Genomic DNA, 15364 nt, shown 5'->3' on the forward strand with positions numbered 1-15364 from the left:
AAGAGTATCTTAGTGTCCCGTTCGTCTAGAGGCCTAGGACACCGCCCTTTCACGGCGGTAACAGGGGTTCGACTCCCCTACGGGATACCATTGGGTCGTTAGCTCAGTTGGTAGAGCAGTTGACTTTTAATCAATTGGTCACAGGTTCGAATCCTGTACGACCCACCATTTCCTGCCACAGGAAAACAAATATTGTGGGCGATTAGCTCAGTTGGGAGAGCACCTGCCTTACAAGCAGGGGGTCACTGGTTCGAACCCGGTATCGCCCACCACTCTCTAACTATTTTTGGACATGGATTCCAAACCACTTCATTGCATGTACGTGGTTGGAATTTTTGACGGCTGAATAGCCATCCGAGAGTCGTTAGAAAGTGCCTTTCTTTTGGTAGAAAGTAGCATTGCTCTTTAACAATTTGGAAAGCTGACAAAGCAGTTTTGTTTTTAAACAAAACTGTTTGTAAAAGTTCTCAATACTTTCTTGTATAAGAAAGACCAACACAATCAAGTGTTCTTGGAAATTGAGTCCGGCAATATCATAGTCTGCCGCATGTATAAAAATGGCAGACAAATCTTGGTGACAAGACCACATTCCGAAACTTTTTCGGGTTGTATGGTTAAGTGACTAAGCGTACATGGTGGATGCCTTGGCAGTCAGAGGCGATGAAGGACGTACTAACTTGCGATAAGCTCAGATGAGGCAGTAAGAGCCACCTGAATCTGAGATTTCCGAATGGGGAAACCCACTTACAGCAGTAAGTATCATTAAGTGAATACATAGCTTAATGAGGCGAACCGGGAGAACTGAAACATCTAAGTACCCCGAGGAAAAGAAATCAACCGAGATTCCGAAAGTAGCGGCGAGCGAAATCGGAGTAGCCCTTAAGCTGATACAGTGTCAGGTGAAGTGTCTGGAAAGGCACGCGATACAGGGTGACAGCCCCGTAACTGACGGCATTGTATGAGTGAAATCGAGTAAGGCGGGACACGTGATATCCTGTTTGAAAATGGGGGGACCATCCTCCAAGGCTAAATACTCCTGACTGACCGATAGTGAACCAGTACCGTGAGGGAAAGGCGAAAAGAACCCCTGTGAGGGGAGTGAAACAGAACCTGAAACCGTGTACGTACAAGCAGTAGGAGCCTACTAGTTAGGTGACTGCGTACCTTTTGTATAATGGGTCAGCGACTTATATTCAGTGGCAAGGTTAACCGATTAGGGGAGCCGTAGCGAAAGCGAGTGTTAACTGCGCGTTTAGTCTCTGGATATAGACCCGAAACCGAGTGATCTAGCCATGGGCAGGTTGAAGGTTGAGTAACATCAACTGGAGGACCGAACCGACTAATGTTGAAAAATTAGCGGATGACCTGTGGCTAGGGGTGAAAGGCCAATCAAACTCGGAGATAGCTGGTTCTCCCCGAAAGCTATTTAGGTAGCGCCTCGGACGAATACTACTGGGGGTAGAGCACTGTTAAGGCTAGGGGGTCATCCCGACTTACCAACCCTTTGCAAACTCCGAATACCAGTAAGTACTATCCGGGAGACACACGGCGGGTGCTAACGTCCGTCGTGGAGAGGGAAACAACCCAGACCGCCAGCTAAGGTCCCAAATTACAGCTAAGTGGGAAACGATGTGGGAAGGCTCAGACAGCTAGGATGTTGGCTTAGAAGCAGCCATCATTTAAAGAAAGCGTAATAGCTCACTAGTCGAGTCGGCCTGCGCGGAAGATGTAACGGGGCTAAGTTGTAAACCGAAGCTGCGGCAATGCGATTTATCGTATTGGGTAGGGGAGCGTTCTGTAAGCCGCTGAAGGTGTGTGGTAACGCACGCTGGAGGTATCAGAAGTGCGAATGCTGACATGAGTAACGATAATGGGGGTGAAAAACCTCCACGCCGGAAGACCAAGGGTTCCTGTCCAACGTTAATCGGGGCAGGGTAAGTCGACCCCTAAGGCGAGGCTGAAAAGCGTAGTCGATGGGAAACGGGTTAATATTCCCGTACTTCTTACTGTTGCGATGGGGGGACGGAGAAGGCTAGATGAGCCTGGCGATGGTTGTCCAGGTTCAAGTGCGTAGGCTTAAGAGTCAGGTAAATCCGGCTCTTTTTAAGGCTGAGACACGACGTCGAGCCACTAAGGTGGTGAAGTCATTGATGCCATGCTTCCAGGAAAAGCCTCTAAGCTTCAGACAGTAAGGAATCGTACCCCAAACCGACACAGGTGGTCGGGTAGAGAATACCAAGGCGCTTGAGAGAACTCGGGTGAAGGAACTAGGCAAAATGGTACCGTAACTTCGGGAGAAGGTACGCTCCTGATGGTGAAGTCCCTTGCGGATGGAGCTGACGGGAGTCGCAGATACCAGGTGGCTGCAACTGTTTATTAAAAACACAGCACTGTGCAAAATCGTAAGATGACGTATACGGTGTGACGCCTGCCCGGTGCCGGAAGGTTAATTGATGCTGTTAGACTTTGGTCGAAGCGGTTGATCGAAGCCCCGGTAAACGGCGGCCGTAACTATAACGGTCCTAAGGTAGCGAAATTCCTTGTCGGGTAAGTTCCGACCTGCACGAATGGCGTAATGATGGCCACGCTGTCTCCACCCGAGACTCAGTGAAATTGAAATCGCTGTGAAGATGCAGTGTACCCGCGGCTAGACGGAAAGACCCCGTGAACCTTTACTACAGCTTGGCACTGAACATTGAGCCTACATGTGTAGGATAGGTGGGAGGCTATGAAACACAGTCGCCAGATTGTGTGGAGCCATCCTTGAAATACCACCCTTGTATGTTTGATGTTCTAACTTGGTCCCCTAATCGGGGATGAGGACAGTGCCTGGTGGGTAGTTTGACTGGGGCGGTCTCCTCCCAAAGAGTAACGGAGGAGCACGAAGGTGGGCTAATCACGGTTGGACATCGTGAGGTTAGTGTAATGGCATAAGCCCGCTTGACTGCGAGAGTGACGGCTCGAGCAGGTGCGAAAGCAGGTCATAGTGATCCGGTGGCTCTGAATGGAAGGGCCATCGCTCAACGGATAAAAGGTACTCCGGGGATAACAGGCTGATACCGCCCAAGAGTTCATATCGACGGCGGTGTTTGGCACCTCGATGTCGGCTCATCACATCCTGGGGCTGAAGTCGGTCCCAAGGGTATGGCTGTTCGCCATTTAAAGTGGTACGCGAGCTGGGTTTAGAACGTCGTGAGACAGTTCGGTCCCTATCTGCCGTGGGCGTTGGAAGATTGAAGGGGGCTGCTCCTAGTACGAGAGGACCGGAGTGGACGAACCTCTGGTGTTCGGGTTGTGATGCCAATCGCATTGCCCGGTAGCTAAGTTCGGAATCGATAACCGCTGAAAGCATCTAAGCGGGAAGCGAGCCCTGAGATGAGTCTTCCCTGGCGCTTTAAGTGTCCTGAAGGGTTGTTCGAGACCAGAACGTTGATAGGCAGGGTGTGTAAGCGTTGTGAGGCGTTGAGCTAACCTGTACTAATTGCCCGTGAGGCTTAACCATACAACACCGAAAAGGTTTTGGCGGACTCAAGAGAGAATCTTGGTTGTGGATTGAGAATAAGACAGCTTTCTGAATTAACGAATTTGCCTGGCGGCCATAGCGATTTGGACCCACCTGACTCCATGCCGAACTCAGAAGTGAAACGAATTAGCGCCGATGGTAGTGTGGGGTTTCCCCATGTGAGAGTAGGACATCGCCAGGCTTTATTTCTGTTTTTAGATGGTAGAAACATTTAGAAACAAAAAAATTAGAAAACCCAATCTGAGCATATCTACAGTATGTATCTGTATTGGTCACAATTTGTGGAGAGATGGCTGAGTGGTTGAAAGCACCGGTCTTGAAAACCGGCATACGTTTGTAGCGTATCTAGGGTTCAAATCCCTATCTCTCCGCCACTTTAAAGAAAAGCCGCTGACTTAGTCAGCGGCTTTTTTGTATATGGTGGAAAACCATACCTATATTGAAGAAATAACACGGGATTATTGTATTAACATAATAATCGGGGAATAATTAACCGTGATTTATAATTTATTAAAATAACAGTAACATTTTTATCAAGGGACATTCCATGCAGACGGCAACAAACTTAACTGAATTACAGGATCAAATTCGAGAGCGTTATAGCCAACTTAGCAAAAGGTTAAAACAAGTAGCTGAATATGTTCTTGATAATGCTCAGAGCACAGCTTTTGATACCGTTGCAGTTATTGCTGATAATGCTGGTGTGCCCCCATCAACGTTAATTCGTTTTGCCAATGCCTTTGGTTACAGTGGCTTTAACGAAATGAAGCAACTGTTTCGAAAAAACTTACTTGAAGAAACGACCAGTTATACCGACAGAGTCAGGCTGCTTAAAGAGCTTGATGAAGATATTGAGCCAGCAGATCAGCCCAGTACTATTCTTCATGAATTCTCGCGGGCTAATTCTCAGGCTATGCATAATCTGGCACTACAGATTGCTGGTGAAGATCTGTCTAAGGCAGTTGATTTATTAGTGAAAGCCAAGTCTGTGCATGTCATTGGTTTGGGTCGTTCATTTAGTGTTGCGTCGTATTTGGCGTATGCTTTACGACATCTGAATAATCGTGTTTTTCTTGTTGATGGTTTAGGAGGAATGTTCAGAGAACAGGTTAATATGATTGAATCGGAAGATGTGCTGATTGCGGTCAGCTTTACACCATATGCAAAAGAAGCGGTAATTGCCACGGAAGCGGCTTCAAAGGTTGGTGCAAAGCAATTGATCATCACAGACAGCCAGATTAGCCCGCTAGCCTCAATGAGTGATATTTGCTTTTATGTTAAGGAAGCCGAAGTGGACGGCTTTCGTTCTCAGGCTGCTTCTATGTGTTTGGCCCAGACACTGGCTGTTTCGTTGGCTTTTCAGGTTAACGATGCAAAGAAGTAAGTCTTGTCAGTGAAGGCTGAGGATGGTGATGTCCTTTGCCTGCCTATTGTAGTTCTGTCTATTGCTGTTACCGAACAATACTCTTTTGTGCAGTAATGACCTTCCAGAGCGCTTTCACTATTGGACTTTCAAGTTGCGAGCGCTTGCAGCAAATTCCGAGTTTGAATGGCTTCATTAGTTCACTCTCCGGAAGTCTTTGAATTTTCTCGCGAACCGGACTGTTATTGATAACCACATCTGGCGCGACCCCAATACCGTACCCTAATGCGACCATGCTAACGATGGCCTCGTGTCCGGAAATTTGAGCATAAATATTAGGCTTGAATGCCATTTTCTTAAACCACGCATTGGCCCTTTCTCTGGCCGTTCCTGATTCCGGGACAATAAATGGTATGTGAGCCCAATCCGGCGTTTCTTTTTTTAGTTCCTCACTGAAACTGGATATGCCTACCGGCCCTATGACCGACATGGGAAGTTCACTGATGGTCTGGAAGATTATCCGTGATGGCAAGGATTCCGGTAATGCAGAAATTGCTATATCGGCCTCATTGTTTAGCACTTTATTGATCGCCTGTGCCGGATCGCCTGTTAATAATTTGAATTCGATAAATGGATAGTGAGCGCGAAATGTGGATAGTAATTCTGGCAAATGGCTATAGCTTGCTGTAACAGAACAAAACAGCCTTATTTCTCCTTTTAGCGTGCTGCTTTCATCCTGTAGAGCAGAAAGGTAATGATCCCATTCACTGATGATTTTCATTGCGACAGGAAGTAATTTTGTTCCGGCAGGGGTTAATTCAACCCGGCGGTTATCCCGGACAAACAGTTGCTGATCAACTTCTTCTTCTAATTTTTGAATTTGACGGCTTAGTGCTGAAGGGCTCATATGCATCGCCGAAGCTGTTTTACTAAAATTTCTGCTATCACTCAGATGCATAAATAACTGAAGTGTTTTGATATTCATCGATGACCCTTTTATGTTGCGAAAAACGCAATACTTAGTTGTAAATATATCACTTTCCGCAATGAAATGTCTGGTTTAGTATGAGTCAATCCGATGTGAACTGCATCGACATGACGGATAAATAATTTAAAGGAGCATCTCCTCATGGGTAATTACTTCAATACGCTAAACCTGCGCCAACAAATTGGTCAGTTGCGCCAGTGCCGCTTTATGGACCCTTCAGAATTTGCAAATGAAGCTGACTATCTGAAAGGCAAAAAAATTGTAATTGTTGGTTGTGGAGCACAAGGTTTGAATCAGGGTCTGAATATGCGTGATTCAGGTCTGGATGTCTCTTATGCTTTACGTCAGTCTGCGATTGATGAGCAACGTAAATCATTCAAGAATGCAAAAGATAATGGTTTTGTTGTAGGTAGCTATGAAGAACTCATTCCTCAGGCTGACCTGGTAGTTAACCTGACTCCTGATAAACAGCATTCAAATGTTGTTGAAACTGTTATGCCTTTGATGAAAAAAGGTGCATCTCTGGGCTATTCTCACGGTTTTAATATCGTGGAAGTTGGTATGCAAATCCGTAAAGACATTACTGTTGTTATGGTTGCACCGAAATGTCCGGGAACCGAAGTTCGTGAAGAATATAAGCGTGGATTTGGTGTTCCGACTCTTGTCGCGGTTCATCCTGATAATGATCCAAACGGTGATGGTCTTGAAATAGCCAAAGCATGGGCGGCTGCAACGGGTGGTCACAGAGCCGGATGTCTTCAGTCATCATTTGTCGCGGAAGTTAAATCCGATTTGATGGGTGAACAGACAATTCTGTGTGGTATGTTGCAGGCGGGTTCGATTGTTTGTTATGAAAAAATGATTGCTGAAGGTGTTGATGCCGGTTATGCCGGTAAGCTGATTCAGTACGGTTGGGAAACTATCACTGAAGCGCTGAAATTCGGTGGTATTACTCACATGATGGATCGTTTATCTAACCCTGCAAAAATTAAAGCATTTGAACTGTCAGAAGAACTGAAAGAACTGATGGCACCGCTTTACTATAAACACATGGATGACATCATTTCTGGTGAGTTTTCAAGCACCATGATGGCTGACTGGGCAAATGATGATGTTAATTTGTTGAAATGGCGTAAGGAAACCGGTGAATCTGAATTTGAAAACTATCCGGAAGCTGATGTGAAAATTTCTGAGCAGGAATATTTTGACAATGGCATTCTCATGATTGCAATGGTTCGTGCAGGAATTGAACTGGCATTCGAAGCTATGACGGAATCAGGCATTATCGATGAATCAGCTTATTACGAATCTTTGCATGAATTACCACTGATTGCGAATACGATTGCTCGTAAGCGTTTGTATGAAATGAACATTGTTATTTCAGATACGGCTGAGTATGGTAACTATCTGTTTGCTAATGTTGCAGTGCCACTGCTTCGTGAAAAATTCATGGATAAAGTGAGTACTGATGTTATCGGTAAAGGTTTAGCGAATGAGTCAAATCAGGTCGATAATGCCCGTCTGATTGAAATTAACCATATTTTGCGCACTCACCCTGTTGAGTTGATCGGAGAAACGCTTCGCGGTTATATGAAAAACATGAAACAAATTGCTGTTGGCGACTAATTAATATTGTCCTTACTTTCAGTAATAAAAAGGCTTGGAATTTCCAAGCCTTTTTTGTTATTCGTCTGATTTTTTTTCCAGTTTGTCCTCAATTTCAGCCAGTTTTTGCTCCATTTGTGTCAGTTTTTCCCGTGTTCTGAGTAACACCTGAGTTTGAACATCAAATTCTTCACGGCTTACGACGTCAAGTTTGTTTAGTTGTCCCTGAATAACCTGACGAATTTTTTGTTCCACATCGTTACCTAAGTCTTTGACTGATTGTGGCATCGACTCATGGATTTGCTTTGCAATTTGCTCTATTTTCTTTGGATCAAACATACGTACCATACTCCCCATATCGTTGTTATTCATTTTATACTGAAATTGGGCTCAGGGGCGAGTTTGAAGTGGATAAACGCCGGATTTTCTCTCACTCAGAAAAGCAACTACGACTAACATAGCCGTAGTTGCCGGAGGGATTACTTAAACTCCGGTATGATGTGATTGCCATATTGAGCAATAATATTTTCTTCATCTCCGTTATCTAAGTAGATATTGTACTGAGTGACCCCTGATTCTTTCAGTTGTTTAATTTTCGTAATATGGTTGTCCGTGTTGCCTAAAATAGAGAAGCTCTCAATGATGTCATCAGAAATGAAATCAAGGTAAGGGTTATCACTTTGCCCATGTTTGGAGTAATCGTACCCTTTACGTTTTTCAATATAATCTGTCAGACTCTTAGGAACTAAGCCGGAATCAGTGCCGTATTTTTCAACGATATCGGCGACATGGTTACCAACCATCGCCGGGAACCAGCGGGTTTTTTCCAGACAAAGTTCTCTATCACCAAAATAAGCGGGAGCGGCAGCCTGAATTTTAAAATCAGACATATCTCTTCCGGCTGCTTTCCCTGCGGATAAGGCTTGATCGGCAAACCATTTTACCAACTGGGGTTCTGCAATTTGTAATATCAGTCCATCCCCAACTTCTCCGGCAGTTGCAAGAGCTTTTGGTCCGTAGGCTCCTATCCATACGGGTAAGTCATAGCCGACCGCCCATGGGAATTTCACGGGTTGTTCGCATTCGCCATAAGTCACTTCTTCACCGGCCACCATGGCTTTCACTTTCTGTGTAAACTCAGCAACCCTGGCCAGTGGCGCGGGTTTTTTGCCCATGACTCTCATGGATGAGTCGCCGCGACCCAGTCCAATATCAAAGCGTCCTTCACTTTGCAGAGCGAGGCTGGCATATAAACTGGCAGCCAAAGACCAGTCACGAATATTCGGGTTGGTGACACAGGGACCAAAGCGCATTTTAGTTGTGTGTTCCATGCACATTGCCATGGCAACAAATGATTCCCGCCATAGGATATGAGAATCGTAGAACCAGCAATAATCAAATCCGGCTTCTTCAGCCTGACGAACCAGATTTCGGGCACGGTTAGGGCTGACGAATCCTTTAAAGGTAATACCAAATTCCATTTTGAATTCCTTCTGTTAAGTAGTGTTAGTGGATGGGAGGCATAATCGAAATACCGGCATGACTGAACGGTACCTCTTTTGAAATATTAAGACGTATCAGGATCGGTGTGATGGCTTCAATGCAGCGGGCGCTTTCTGCCAGCCCGGCGTTGTAGACATTCACTCCCAGTGTTTTTATGACATTCATGACGGTTTTCTTTGCATCCAGTTGGTTTCCACAAACCAGAATGTCACAATTAATCGGGCGGCTGAGATCGTTTAACGTAGAGGCTGATACATTGTGTAAAGCGCCGACCACCGGAATGTCATCTCCCAGAAGGGCTTGTGCTGCTTCCGTGGCTGAGCCTTCCGGTGGCATGTCGACCGCTTTCGGATTCCCCTGAGCCAGAGGGACCACGATATCGACGATTATTTTTCCGGTCAGAAACGGTTTCAGCTCTTTCAGAGTTGCATGATGTCCGGAGTAAGGAACGGCAAGGATAATCAGTTCGCCAGAATCCTTTACCGCTTTGTTGTTTTCCGTTCCAATAATAAGATTGCGGTTATCCTTCAGTTTGTTATTCAGTTCATCGGCACATTGAAGTGCTTTTTCTTCGTCTCTTGAACCGATAGTGACGGGAATACCGGCTTTGGCAAGCCGTAACGCTAAGCCTTTTCCCTGAGGGCCGGTTCCACCAATAATCGTAATGGTTTGTTTCATCTAAATAAATCCTCTTGCTTAGGTCTGATTAGTTGTTGGGTATTGCTTGCCTGAGGTGTCCAGTCCAGTCCCCGGAAGATCATGACAGGGCACTTGCCTTCTTTATCCATTAACAAGCCGGAAGCTGCGGCTAATTCATCTGCAAATGCCGGCGCCGTTACTTTCAGTGTCCGCCCCCATGCATCCGGTTTCCCTTCCATTGTTTTGATTGCTGGGACATTTGCTACCCCGATGGCCACATTGGTTTGCCCCATTCTCCATGGTCGGCCAAATGTGTCACTGATAACGACGCCAAGCTGACACTGAAATTTGTGCTCCAGTGCATGGCAAATATGCTGAGCGCTGTGGTCAGGGTTTTCGGGCAGAGTGATCAACTGTCCGGGACTGTCTGCATTCGATTCATCGACAGCCGAATTTGCACAGATAAACCCAAGTTTATGTTCTGCGATGATGATGCCTTCCGTTTGACCGGGTCTTTTATGACAACGTAAAATCCGCTTTGACTGTCCGAGAATAACTTCGATTTTTCTGGCATCTTTTCCGCTTTCCTTCGCCAGTTCCAGAGCCCGCTTACCAGGCGTGATATCATCAATACAGAAAACATTTCCTTCGGACTTAGAGACCACTTTATGGGCGATTACCAGTATGTCGCCTTGCTGAAGCCGGTTATTTTGTTCTGAAAGTACCTGGTATATTTCTCCGGCTAAATCCATTCCTTCCACAATGTCAGGTAATCCTTCAAGAGAGATCATTTCCATTGTTCTGTTTCGCTTGGGTAATGCGAAGTTAAGTGCTTCATTCATAGGTATAATCTCCGTAAACAGGGAAAGACCAGCGTTGTAAGTCTTGTCCGTTATCGATGTCCAGACTCAGATCCGGCAGCGTCAAAATCTCCGGGATTAGTCCGGCCCGATGAGCTTGCTGCGCATGTTTGGTGGAAGATTGGTGGCCAAAGCAGAACTCGATGGCATCCGGAGGTGAACACAACAGAGCATTGGTTCCCATGTCTTTGGCAGTAACGATAACAACATCGTGTTGCTGCCGTTTGGCCAGAACCATATCCAGTTCCTGTTTATCAAGGTGGCCGATATCGGCAGGAATGATCAGCTGATGTGAATAGTGGTTTTCTTTGCTCCAGATCGTTGCCAGATTCAGGGCACCATTCAGACTTCTGTTTGTGGGTTCATATAACACCGATACGTTAAAACTTTTGGCCTGGAGCGCAATTGCCGAACATTCTGTCACAACCAATACATGATGCATGGGGTAGTGATGAACAAAAAAACGGAGGGTTTCCCGGAATAAAGAGAGCGCCAGAGTTTCTCTCTGATCGTTAGTCAGTACTGAGCGCAGCCGTTGCTTTGAACGATTGAGGCCTTTCATAGGAATGACAATATTCAGTCGTTCTGTGGTCATGCACACCTCCGGTTGAATTGGAGGAGCGAGCGGGCAATGTCGACGGTTTGCTCCATGACCTCAGTCTTTTCCTTTTCATTTTTCATTAAGATGGGCTGACAGGAAACACCAATGCCGAGAGCGCGAATGTCTTTTTCCATATGCGCATCGGAAGAATCAATGAGTAATACATCAATTAAATCCTGATAAAAATGGGCGATACCAATTGCGTTGGCTGGCATACCAAGTTCTTTGAGTAATTTGGCTGCCGGGCCTTTTATGGCTTTGTCGCCTATCAGAGGTGAGATCGCGATGACAGTTGCATTGCTTTCCTGTATTGCTTTTTTAATTCCTGGTATTGCCAGAATAGCACCAATACTTAACAGCGGGTTACTTGGTGCGATAATGATGATGTCAGCATCTTGAATTGCCGATATGGCTTCAGGTGTTGGTTTGGCCTCATGAGCTTTGGTGTAAATGACCTCACTGACTTTAGGTTGACAACGTTTGGCGACGAAATAGTCCTGAAAATCCAGCTCACCGACGGCTGTTTTCAGTCTGGTAGGAACAATGTCATCAGTTGGCAGATAAATGGGAATTGTTACATTTAGTGAGCGGGCAATGTTTTCAGCGATTTTTTGGGGACGGATTCCCTGTGATCTTTGCTCGGTTCTGAAAAGATGTGTGGCAAAATCGATATCACCCAGTTGCATCCAGGTATCCAGACCAAACTGTTTCAGGCGGTTTTGTATCCGGTGACTTTCATCTTTGATTCCCCATCCCTGTTCTCGGTGAATCTCATCGGCAAGGGTATAAGTTAATGTATCGATATCGGGTGAGACCCAGAGCCCGTAAAAAGGTTGATCATCACCAATGTTACCGATAATCGAGAGTGTGTCCGCGTAGCGGCTTTTTGCCAGACCTTCAGCTGCTTTAGCTCCACCGACACCACCGGCGAGTAAGGTTATTTTGGGTGCTTTCATGCTACGGCTCCTACACGAAGAATTTCCTGAGAGGGCAGGATTAAGGACGATGATCCCTGACTGGGATAATCTCGTATAGCTTCATAGCGGGTATTACGCTGAATTGCATTTAATCTGGCTTCGTGAATCATGTTAATCATATCTTCCGGGAAAACTTCCTGTCCATGCTCACCTCCGGCAGATCTTGATATGCTTTCGTTCATCAGCGTTCCACCCAAATCGTTGGCTCCGCTTCTCAGCATTTGAGTCGCGACGTCATGTCCCATTTTTACCCATGAAGCCTGAATGTTATTGATTTCCCCCTGAAACATAAGGCGGGCAACCGCATGCATTTTAAAATGTTCCTGACGGGAAGGACCTGGCCGGACCTGGGTCGGATTCTCGTTATAAAGTTTCGTTTTGTAATGAACAAAGCCAAGCGGAACGAATTCAGTGAAACCACCGGTTTCCCGCTGGATATTACGCAGAAGAGCGAGATGTTCTGCCCATTGTTTCGGAGTATCGATATGACCATACATAATGGTCGACGTGGTGTTTATGTCCAGGTCATGAGCAGTCCTGATAATATCTACCCAGGCTTCGGTGCTCAGCTTGTTATGAGTCAGCTCTTTTCTGACTTCAATATCCAGTATTTCGGCCGCTGTTCCTGGCATGGTATCCAGTCCACAGGCCTTTAGCTCCGTAAGAAATTCCCGATAGGAAACGTTGGCTTTTTTAGCGCCATACCATATCTCAAAAGGTGAAAAAGCATGAATGTGCATTTCCGGCAGTTCGGCTTTAATGGCCAAAAGTAAGTTTCGGTAATAGTCCGCTGTGATTTGTGGATGCAGTCCTCCCTGAATACAGACTTCAGTTGCTCCCCGTTCCGATGCTTCACGAGCCCGGATGACAACCTCTTCAATGGATAAAAATTCAGCTTCTGGATCTTTTATTGGTTTGGAAAAATTACAGAACTTACATCCCATGTAACACACATTCGTAAAATTTATATTCCGGGTAATGATAAAGCTTCCCGTATCGCCACAGTGATTTTGTCGCACTTGATCGGCCACATTCAGCAATGCCTGATAGTCGGCTCCCTGAGTGTAAAACAGCGTCTCGGCTTCGTGTTCAGAAATGGATTTTCCGTCAAGAGAGCGGCGTAAAATATTGGCGATATCTTGTGATAGATGATGCCAGTTTATTGATTCAATAGCTTCGTTCCTTGAATATGAATGCATAATGAGCTCCTTGGTTATGCGATATGACACTGAACAGCCGCCTGTCCTTTATCCGAAGAGAGTGATGCAAGACGGGTTGCGATTTTAGGTTCCAGATATTTTTCTTTATGCTGTAGATAAGCCGGATAAACCGTTAGCCGCTCTGAAAGTTCGTATCCTAAATAACGACATTTTTCAGCAAGCTGAGATATTTGCGGCCAGGCTCTTTCCGGATTGATAAAGTCTCTGGTTACCGGGGAAATCCCCCCCCAGTCATTAATACCAGCTTCCAGATATTTTTGGTGAGACTGTTCCAGATTTGGTGGAGCCTGAAGGCTGATATCAGGATGCAAAATAGATCTGGCAGCTGCCAGAGTCAGCATCATGTCGTGCAGTGTTGGCTCCGGATAGTCAGCCATCGGAGTACCGGCTTTTGCACGGAAGTTTTGGATAATCACTTCCTGAATGTGTCCATATTCAAGGTAGAGATCATTGATAGCGAACAGGCTGTCGATTCGTTGTTGCCAGGTTTCGCCAATACCGATCAAAAGTCCGGTCGTAAACGGGATATTGAGTTTGCCGGCAGAGCGTAAAGTTTCTAATCTGCGTTGGGGTGTTTTATCCGGACAACCATGATGAGCCTGACCTTTTTTCATTAGATGATCGGTTAAACTTTCTATCATCATTCCCATGGAGCCTGCTACAGGGCGAAGTCTTTTCAGCTCCTGATAGCTCAGAGCTCCGGCATTGATATGGGGGACTAATAACGTACGGTTTAATACCAGCTCAGCCATGTCATGCAAATAGTCGATAGTATTGTCATAGCCCTGTTGACGGAGAAGATCTTTTGCCAGACGGTAGCGCAATTCAGGCCTTTCTCCCAGACTGAAAAGGGCCTCTTTGCAGCCTGCATTTTGTCCTTGTAGCGCTGTTCTCAAAACAGCATCGGGAGTCATATAGCGGGCTTTCCCGGAATCCGGCGTCTGGACGAAAGTACAATAACGGCACTGATCGCGGCACATGTTTGTCAGAGGAATAAAGACTTTTCGTGAGTAGGTGATGATGTTTCCCCATGCCTCACTCCGAATGGTGTTTACTTCACGTAAAAAGTTCGCTAACTCGATCTGAGAAAGGTTAATTAAATCATAAGCTTCTGTTCTTTTTATCATTCTTGTATCTCCATCCTTAGAGAAAGAATTCTGTTTAGCAGAAAGTTTTACCAAATGGTACAATTTTTATTGTTAGCACGATTTTTACCAAATGGTAAAGGATTAATTTTCAGGCTTTTTTGGTGCAGAAATGCGTTGATTTGGTGATAAATCACACAATGTTTTGGGGTAAAAAAGAAAGTTAACAGCGTAAACTGCCTGTTAGCTAAAGGTTTTATACTTTTTTTATTGTGCTACAAAGAGAATGGCAATACTTGTGATTTTGTTCACAAAAACCATCTCAAAAAAGCAGAAAAAAAATTTTTTTGCTCTATTTTGGCGCAACTATTCCCCGCAATACCAATTGGGTGAGAAATTGTGTTGCATGCTCAAAATCTTGTTCTTCTAAAGCTGGCTTGTTCAGTAAAAGTTGAATTTGAGTAGAAAAGTCGGCGTATGTCTGGGTGGTAGACCAAATTGTAAAGAACAAATGTTCAGGTTCAAATTCAATAAGATAGCCTTGATCTATCCAGCTTTTTACTATCTGGATGTCTTTTTCAAACAAAGGGCGCAGTTTTTCCTGAAGATAGTTTTTCAGCATGGGGGCGCCGGAAATGATCTCCTGAGCAAAGACTTTAGATGCGTACGGATAATCTCTTGATAACTCAAGTTTTCCCCTGATATAGCTGGTAATAATGGATTCCGGTGTTTTTCCATCGTGTTCAGAAAAAAACATGTGTTCCAGCCACAGATCTACGATGTGTTTTAGTACTCCGCGATAGAGTTCTTCTTTGGAAGAAAAATAATAAATCACGTTTTGTTTGGAGATACCGATGTGCCTGGCAATGGTGTCCATTGATGCTCCCCGGTATCCGTATTCGGCAAAAATTTGTTCCGCTCCCCGTAGAATACGTTGTTCCATCGCAATACGATTGGCTGAAGGGGAGTGATTTTTTTTGGAGGGAATTTGAGACATTCG

General features: G+C 45.3%; 13 protein-coding genes, 4 tRNA genes and 2 rRNA genes. 8 read left to right on the forward strand and 11 right to left on the reverse strand.

Annotation, left to right across the window (positions count from 1 at the left end):
- The first annotated feature begins 14 nt into the window (after positions 1-14).
- From LRQ06_RS07065 to LRQ06_RS07075, 3 genes are all read left to right on the forward strand, one after another.
- Positions 15-90 (forward strand) — tRNA-Glu (locus LRQ06_RS07065).
- A gap of 2 nt (positions 91-92) precedes the next feature.
- Positions 93-168 (forward strand) — tRNA-Lys (locus tag LRQ06_RS07070).
- 28 nt (positions 169-196) lie between these two features.
- A tRNA-Val gene (locus tag LRQ06_RS07075) sits at positions 197-272 on the forward strand.
- Between the two features lie 92 nt (positions 273-364).
- Here the strand turns inward: LRQ06_RS07075 and LRQ06_RS07080 are convergent.
- Complete coding sequence (locus tag LRQ06_RS07080) at positions 365-589, reverse strand: hypothetical protein (RefSeq protein WP_232765440.1); 225 nt, start codon at positions 587-589, stop codon at positions 365-367.
- A 23-nt stretch (positions 590-612) separates the two neighbouring features.
- Between LRQ06_RS07080 and LRQ06_RS07085 the strand changes: the two genes are divergently transcribed.
- The 4 genes from LRQ06_RS07085 (at position 613) to LRQ06_RS07100 (ending at position 4907) form a co-directional block, all read left to right on the forward strand.
- A 23S ribosomal RNA gene (locus LRQ06_RS07085) occupies positions 613-3502 on the forward strand.
- An 86-nt stretch (positions 3503-3588) separates the two neighbouring features.
- Positions 3589-3704, forward strand: a 5S ribosomal RNA gene (gene rrf, locus LRQ06_RS07090).
- A 102-nt stretch (positions 3705-3806) separates the two neighbouring features.
- Positions 3807-3897, forward strand: a tRNA-Ser gene (locus LRQ06_RS07095).
- 173 nt (positions 3898-4070) lie between these two features.
- Entirely contained in the window at positions 4071-4907 is an 837-nt protein-coding gene (locus LRQ06_RS07100) for a MurR/RpiR family transcriptional regulator (RefSeq protein ID WP_232765700.1), read from the forward strand.
- Between the two features lie 67 nt (positions 4908-4974).
- Here LRQ06_RS07100 and ilvY read toward each other — a convergent pair whose 3' ends face one another.
- A complete protein-coding gene (ilvY, locus tag LRQ06_RS07105; protein WP_232765701.1) occupies positions 4975-5871 on the reverse strand; it encodes an HTH-type transcriptional activator IlvY in 897 nt (298 codons plus the stop codon).
- A gap of 144 nt (positions 5872-6015) precedes the next feature.
- On the opposite strand from ilvY, the gene ilvC reads away from it, so the two are divergent.
- The gene (gene ilvC, locus LRQ06_RS07110; RefSeq protein WP_232765702.1) at positions 6016-7500 is read left to right on the forward strand and encodes a ketol-acid reductoisomerase; all 1485 of its coding nucleotides are present in this window, start codon (positions 6016-6018) and stop codon (positions 7498-7500) included.
- A 57-nt stretch (positions 7501-7557) separates the two neighbouring features.
- On the opposite strand, the gene ubiK is transcribed toward ilvC, so the two are convergent.
- From ubiK to LRQ06_RS07155, 9 genes are all read right to left on the reverse strand, one after another.
- Positions 7558-7818, reverse strand: a complete 261-nt coding sequence (gene ubiK / locus LRQ06_RS07115; RefSeq protein WP_232765703.1) for a ubiquinone biosynthesis accessory factor UbiK — start codon at positions 7816-7818, stop codon at positions 7558-7560.
- 140 nt (positions 7819-7958) lie between these two features.
- Positions 7959-8960: a TIGR03842 family LLM class F420-dependent oxidoreductase gene (locus tag LRQ06_RS07120; RefSeq protein WP_232765704.1), complete on the reverse strand. Its 1002-nt coding sequence runs from the start codon at positions 8958-8960 to the stop codon at positions 7959-7961.
- Between the two features lie 25 nt (positions 8961-8985).
- Positions 8986-9660, reverse strand: coding sequence for an NADPH-dependent F420 reductase (gene npdG, locus LRQ06_RS07125; RefSeq protein WP_232765705.1), 675 nt, complete (start codon positions 9658-9660; stop codon positions 8986-8988).
- Positions 9657-10463: a coenzyme F420-0:L-glutamate ligase gene (gene cofE, locus LRQ06_RS07130; RefSeq protein ID WP_232765706.1), complete on the reverse strand. Its 807-nt coding sequence runs from the start codon at positions 10461-10463 to the stop codon at positions 9657-9659. The genes npdG and cofE overlap by 4 nt, the downstream gene beginning before the upstream one ends.
- A complete protein-coding gene (gene cofC, locus LRQ06_RS07135; RefSeq protein WP_232765707.1) occupies positions 10456-11076 on the reverse strand; it encodes a 2-phospho-L-lactate guanylyltransferase in 621 nt (206 codons plus the stop codon). Before cofC ends, cofE begins: the two co-directional genes overlap by 8 nt.
- Entirely contained in the window at positions 11073-12038 is a 966-nt protein-coding gene (gene cofD, locus LRQ06_RS07140; protein ID WP_232765708.1) for a 2-phospho-L-lactate transferase, read from the reverse strand. The genes cofC and cofD overlap by 4 nt, the downstream gene beginning before the upstream one ends.
- Entirely contained in the window at positions 12035-13258 is a 1224-nt protein-coding gene (cofH, locus tag LRQ06_RS07145; protein ID WP_232765709.1) for a 5-amino-6-(D-ribitylamino)uracil--L-tyrosine 4-hydroxyphenyl transferase CofH, read from the reverse strand. The genes cofD and cofH overlap by 4 nt, the downstream gene beginning before the upstream one ends.
- A gap of 14 nt (positions 13259-13272) precedes the next feature.
- The gene (gene cofG / locus LRQ06_RS07150; RefSeq protein WP_232765710.1) at positions 13273-14406 is read right to left on the reverse strand and encodes a 7,8-didemethyl-8-hydroxy-5-deazariboflavin synthase CofG; all 1134 of its coding nucleotides are present in this window, start codon (positions 14404-14406) and stop codon (positions 13273-13275) included.
- A 310-nt stretch (positions 14407-14716) separates the two neighbouring features.
- A complete protein-coding gene (locus LRQ06_RS07155; protein ID WP_232765711.1) occupies positions 14717-15361 on the reverse strand; it encodes a TetR family transcriptional regulator C-terminal domain-containing protein in 645 nt (214 codons plus the stop codon).
- Positions 15362-15364: the final 3 nt, after the last annotated feature.

Origin of the sequence: Vibrio salinus (assembly GCF_021272385.1) — a bacterium.
GTDB lineage: Bacteria > Pseudomonadota > Gammaproteobacteria > Enterobacterales > Vibrionaceae > Vibrio > Vibrio salinus.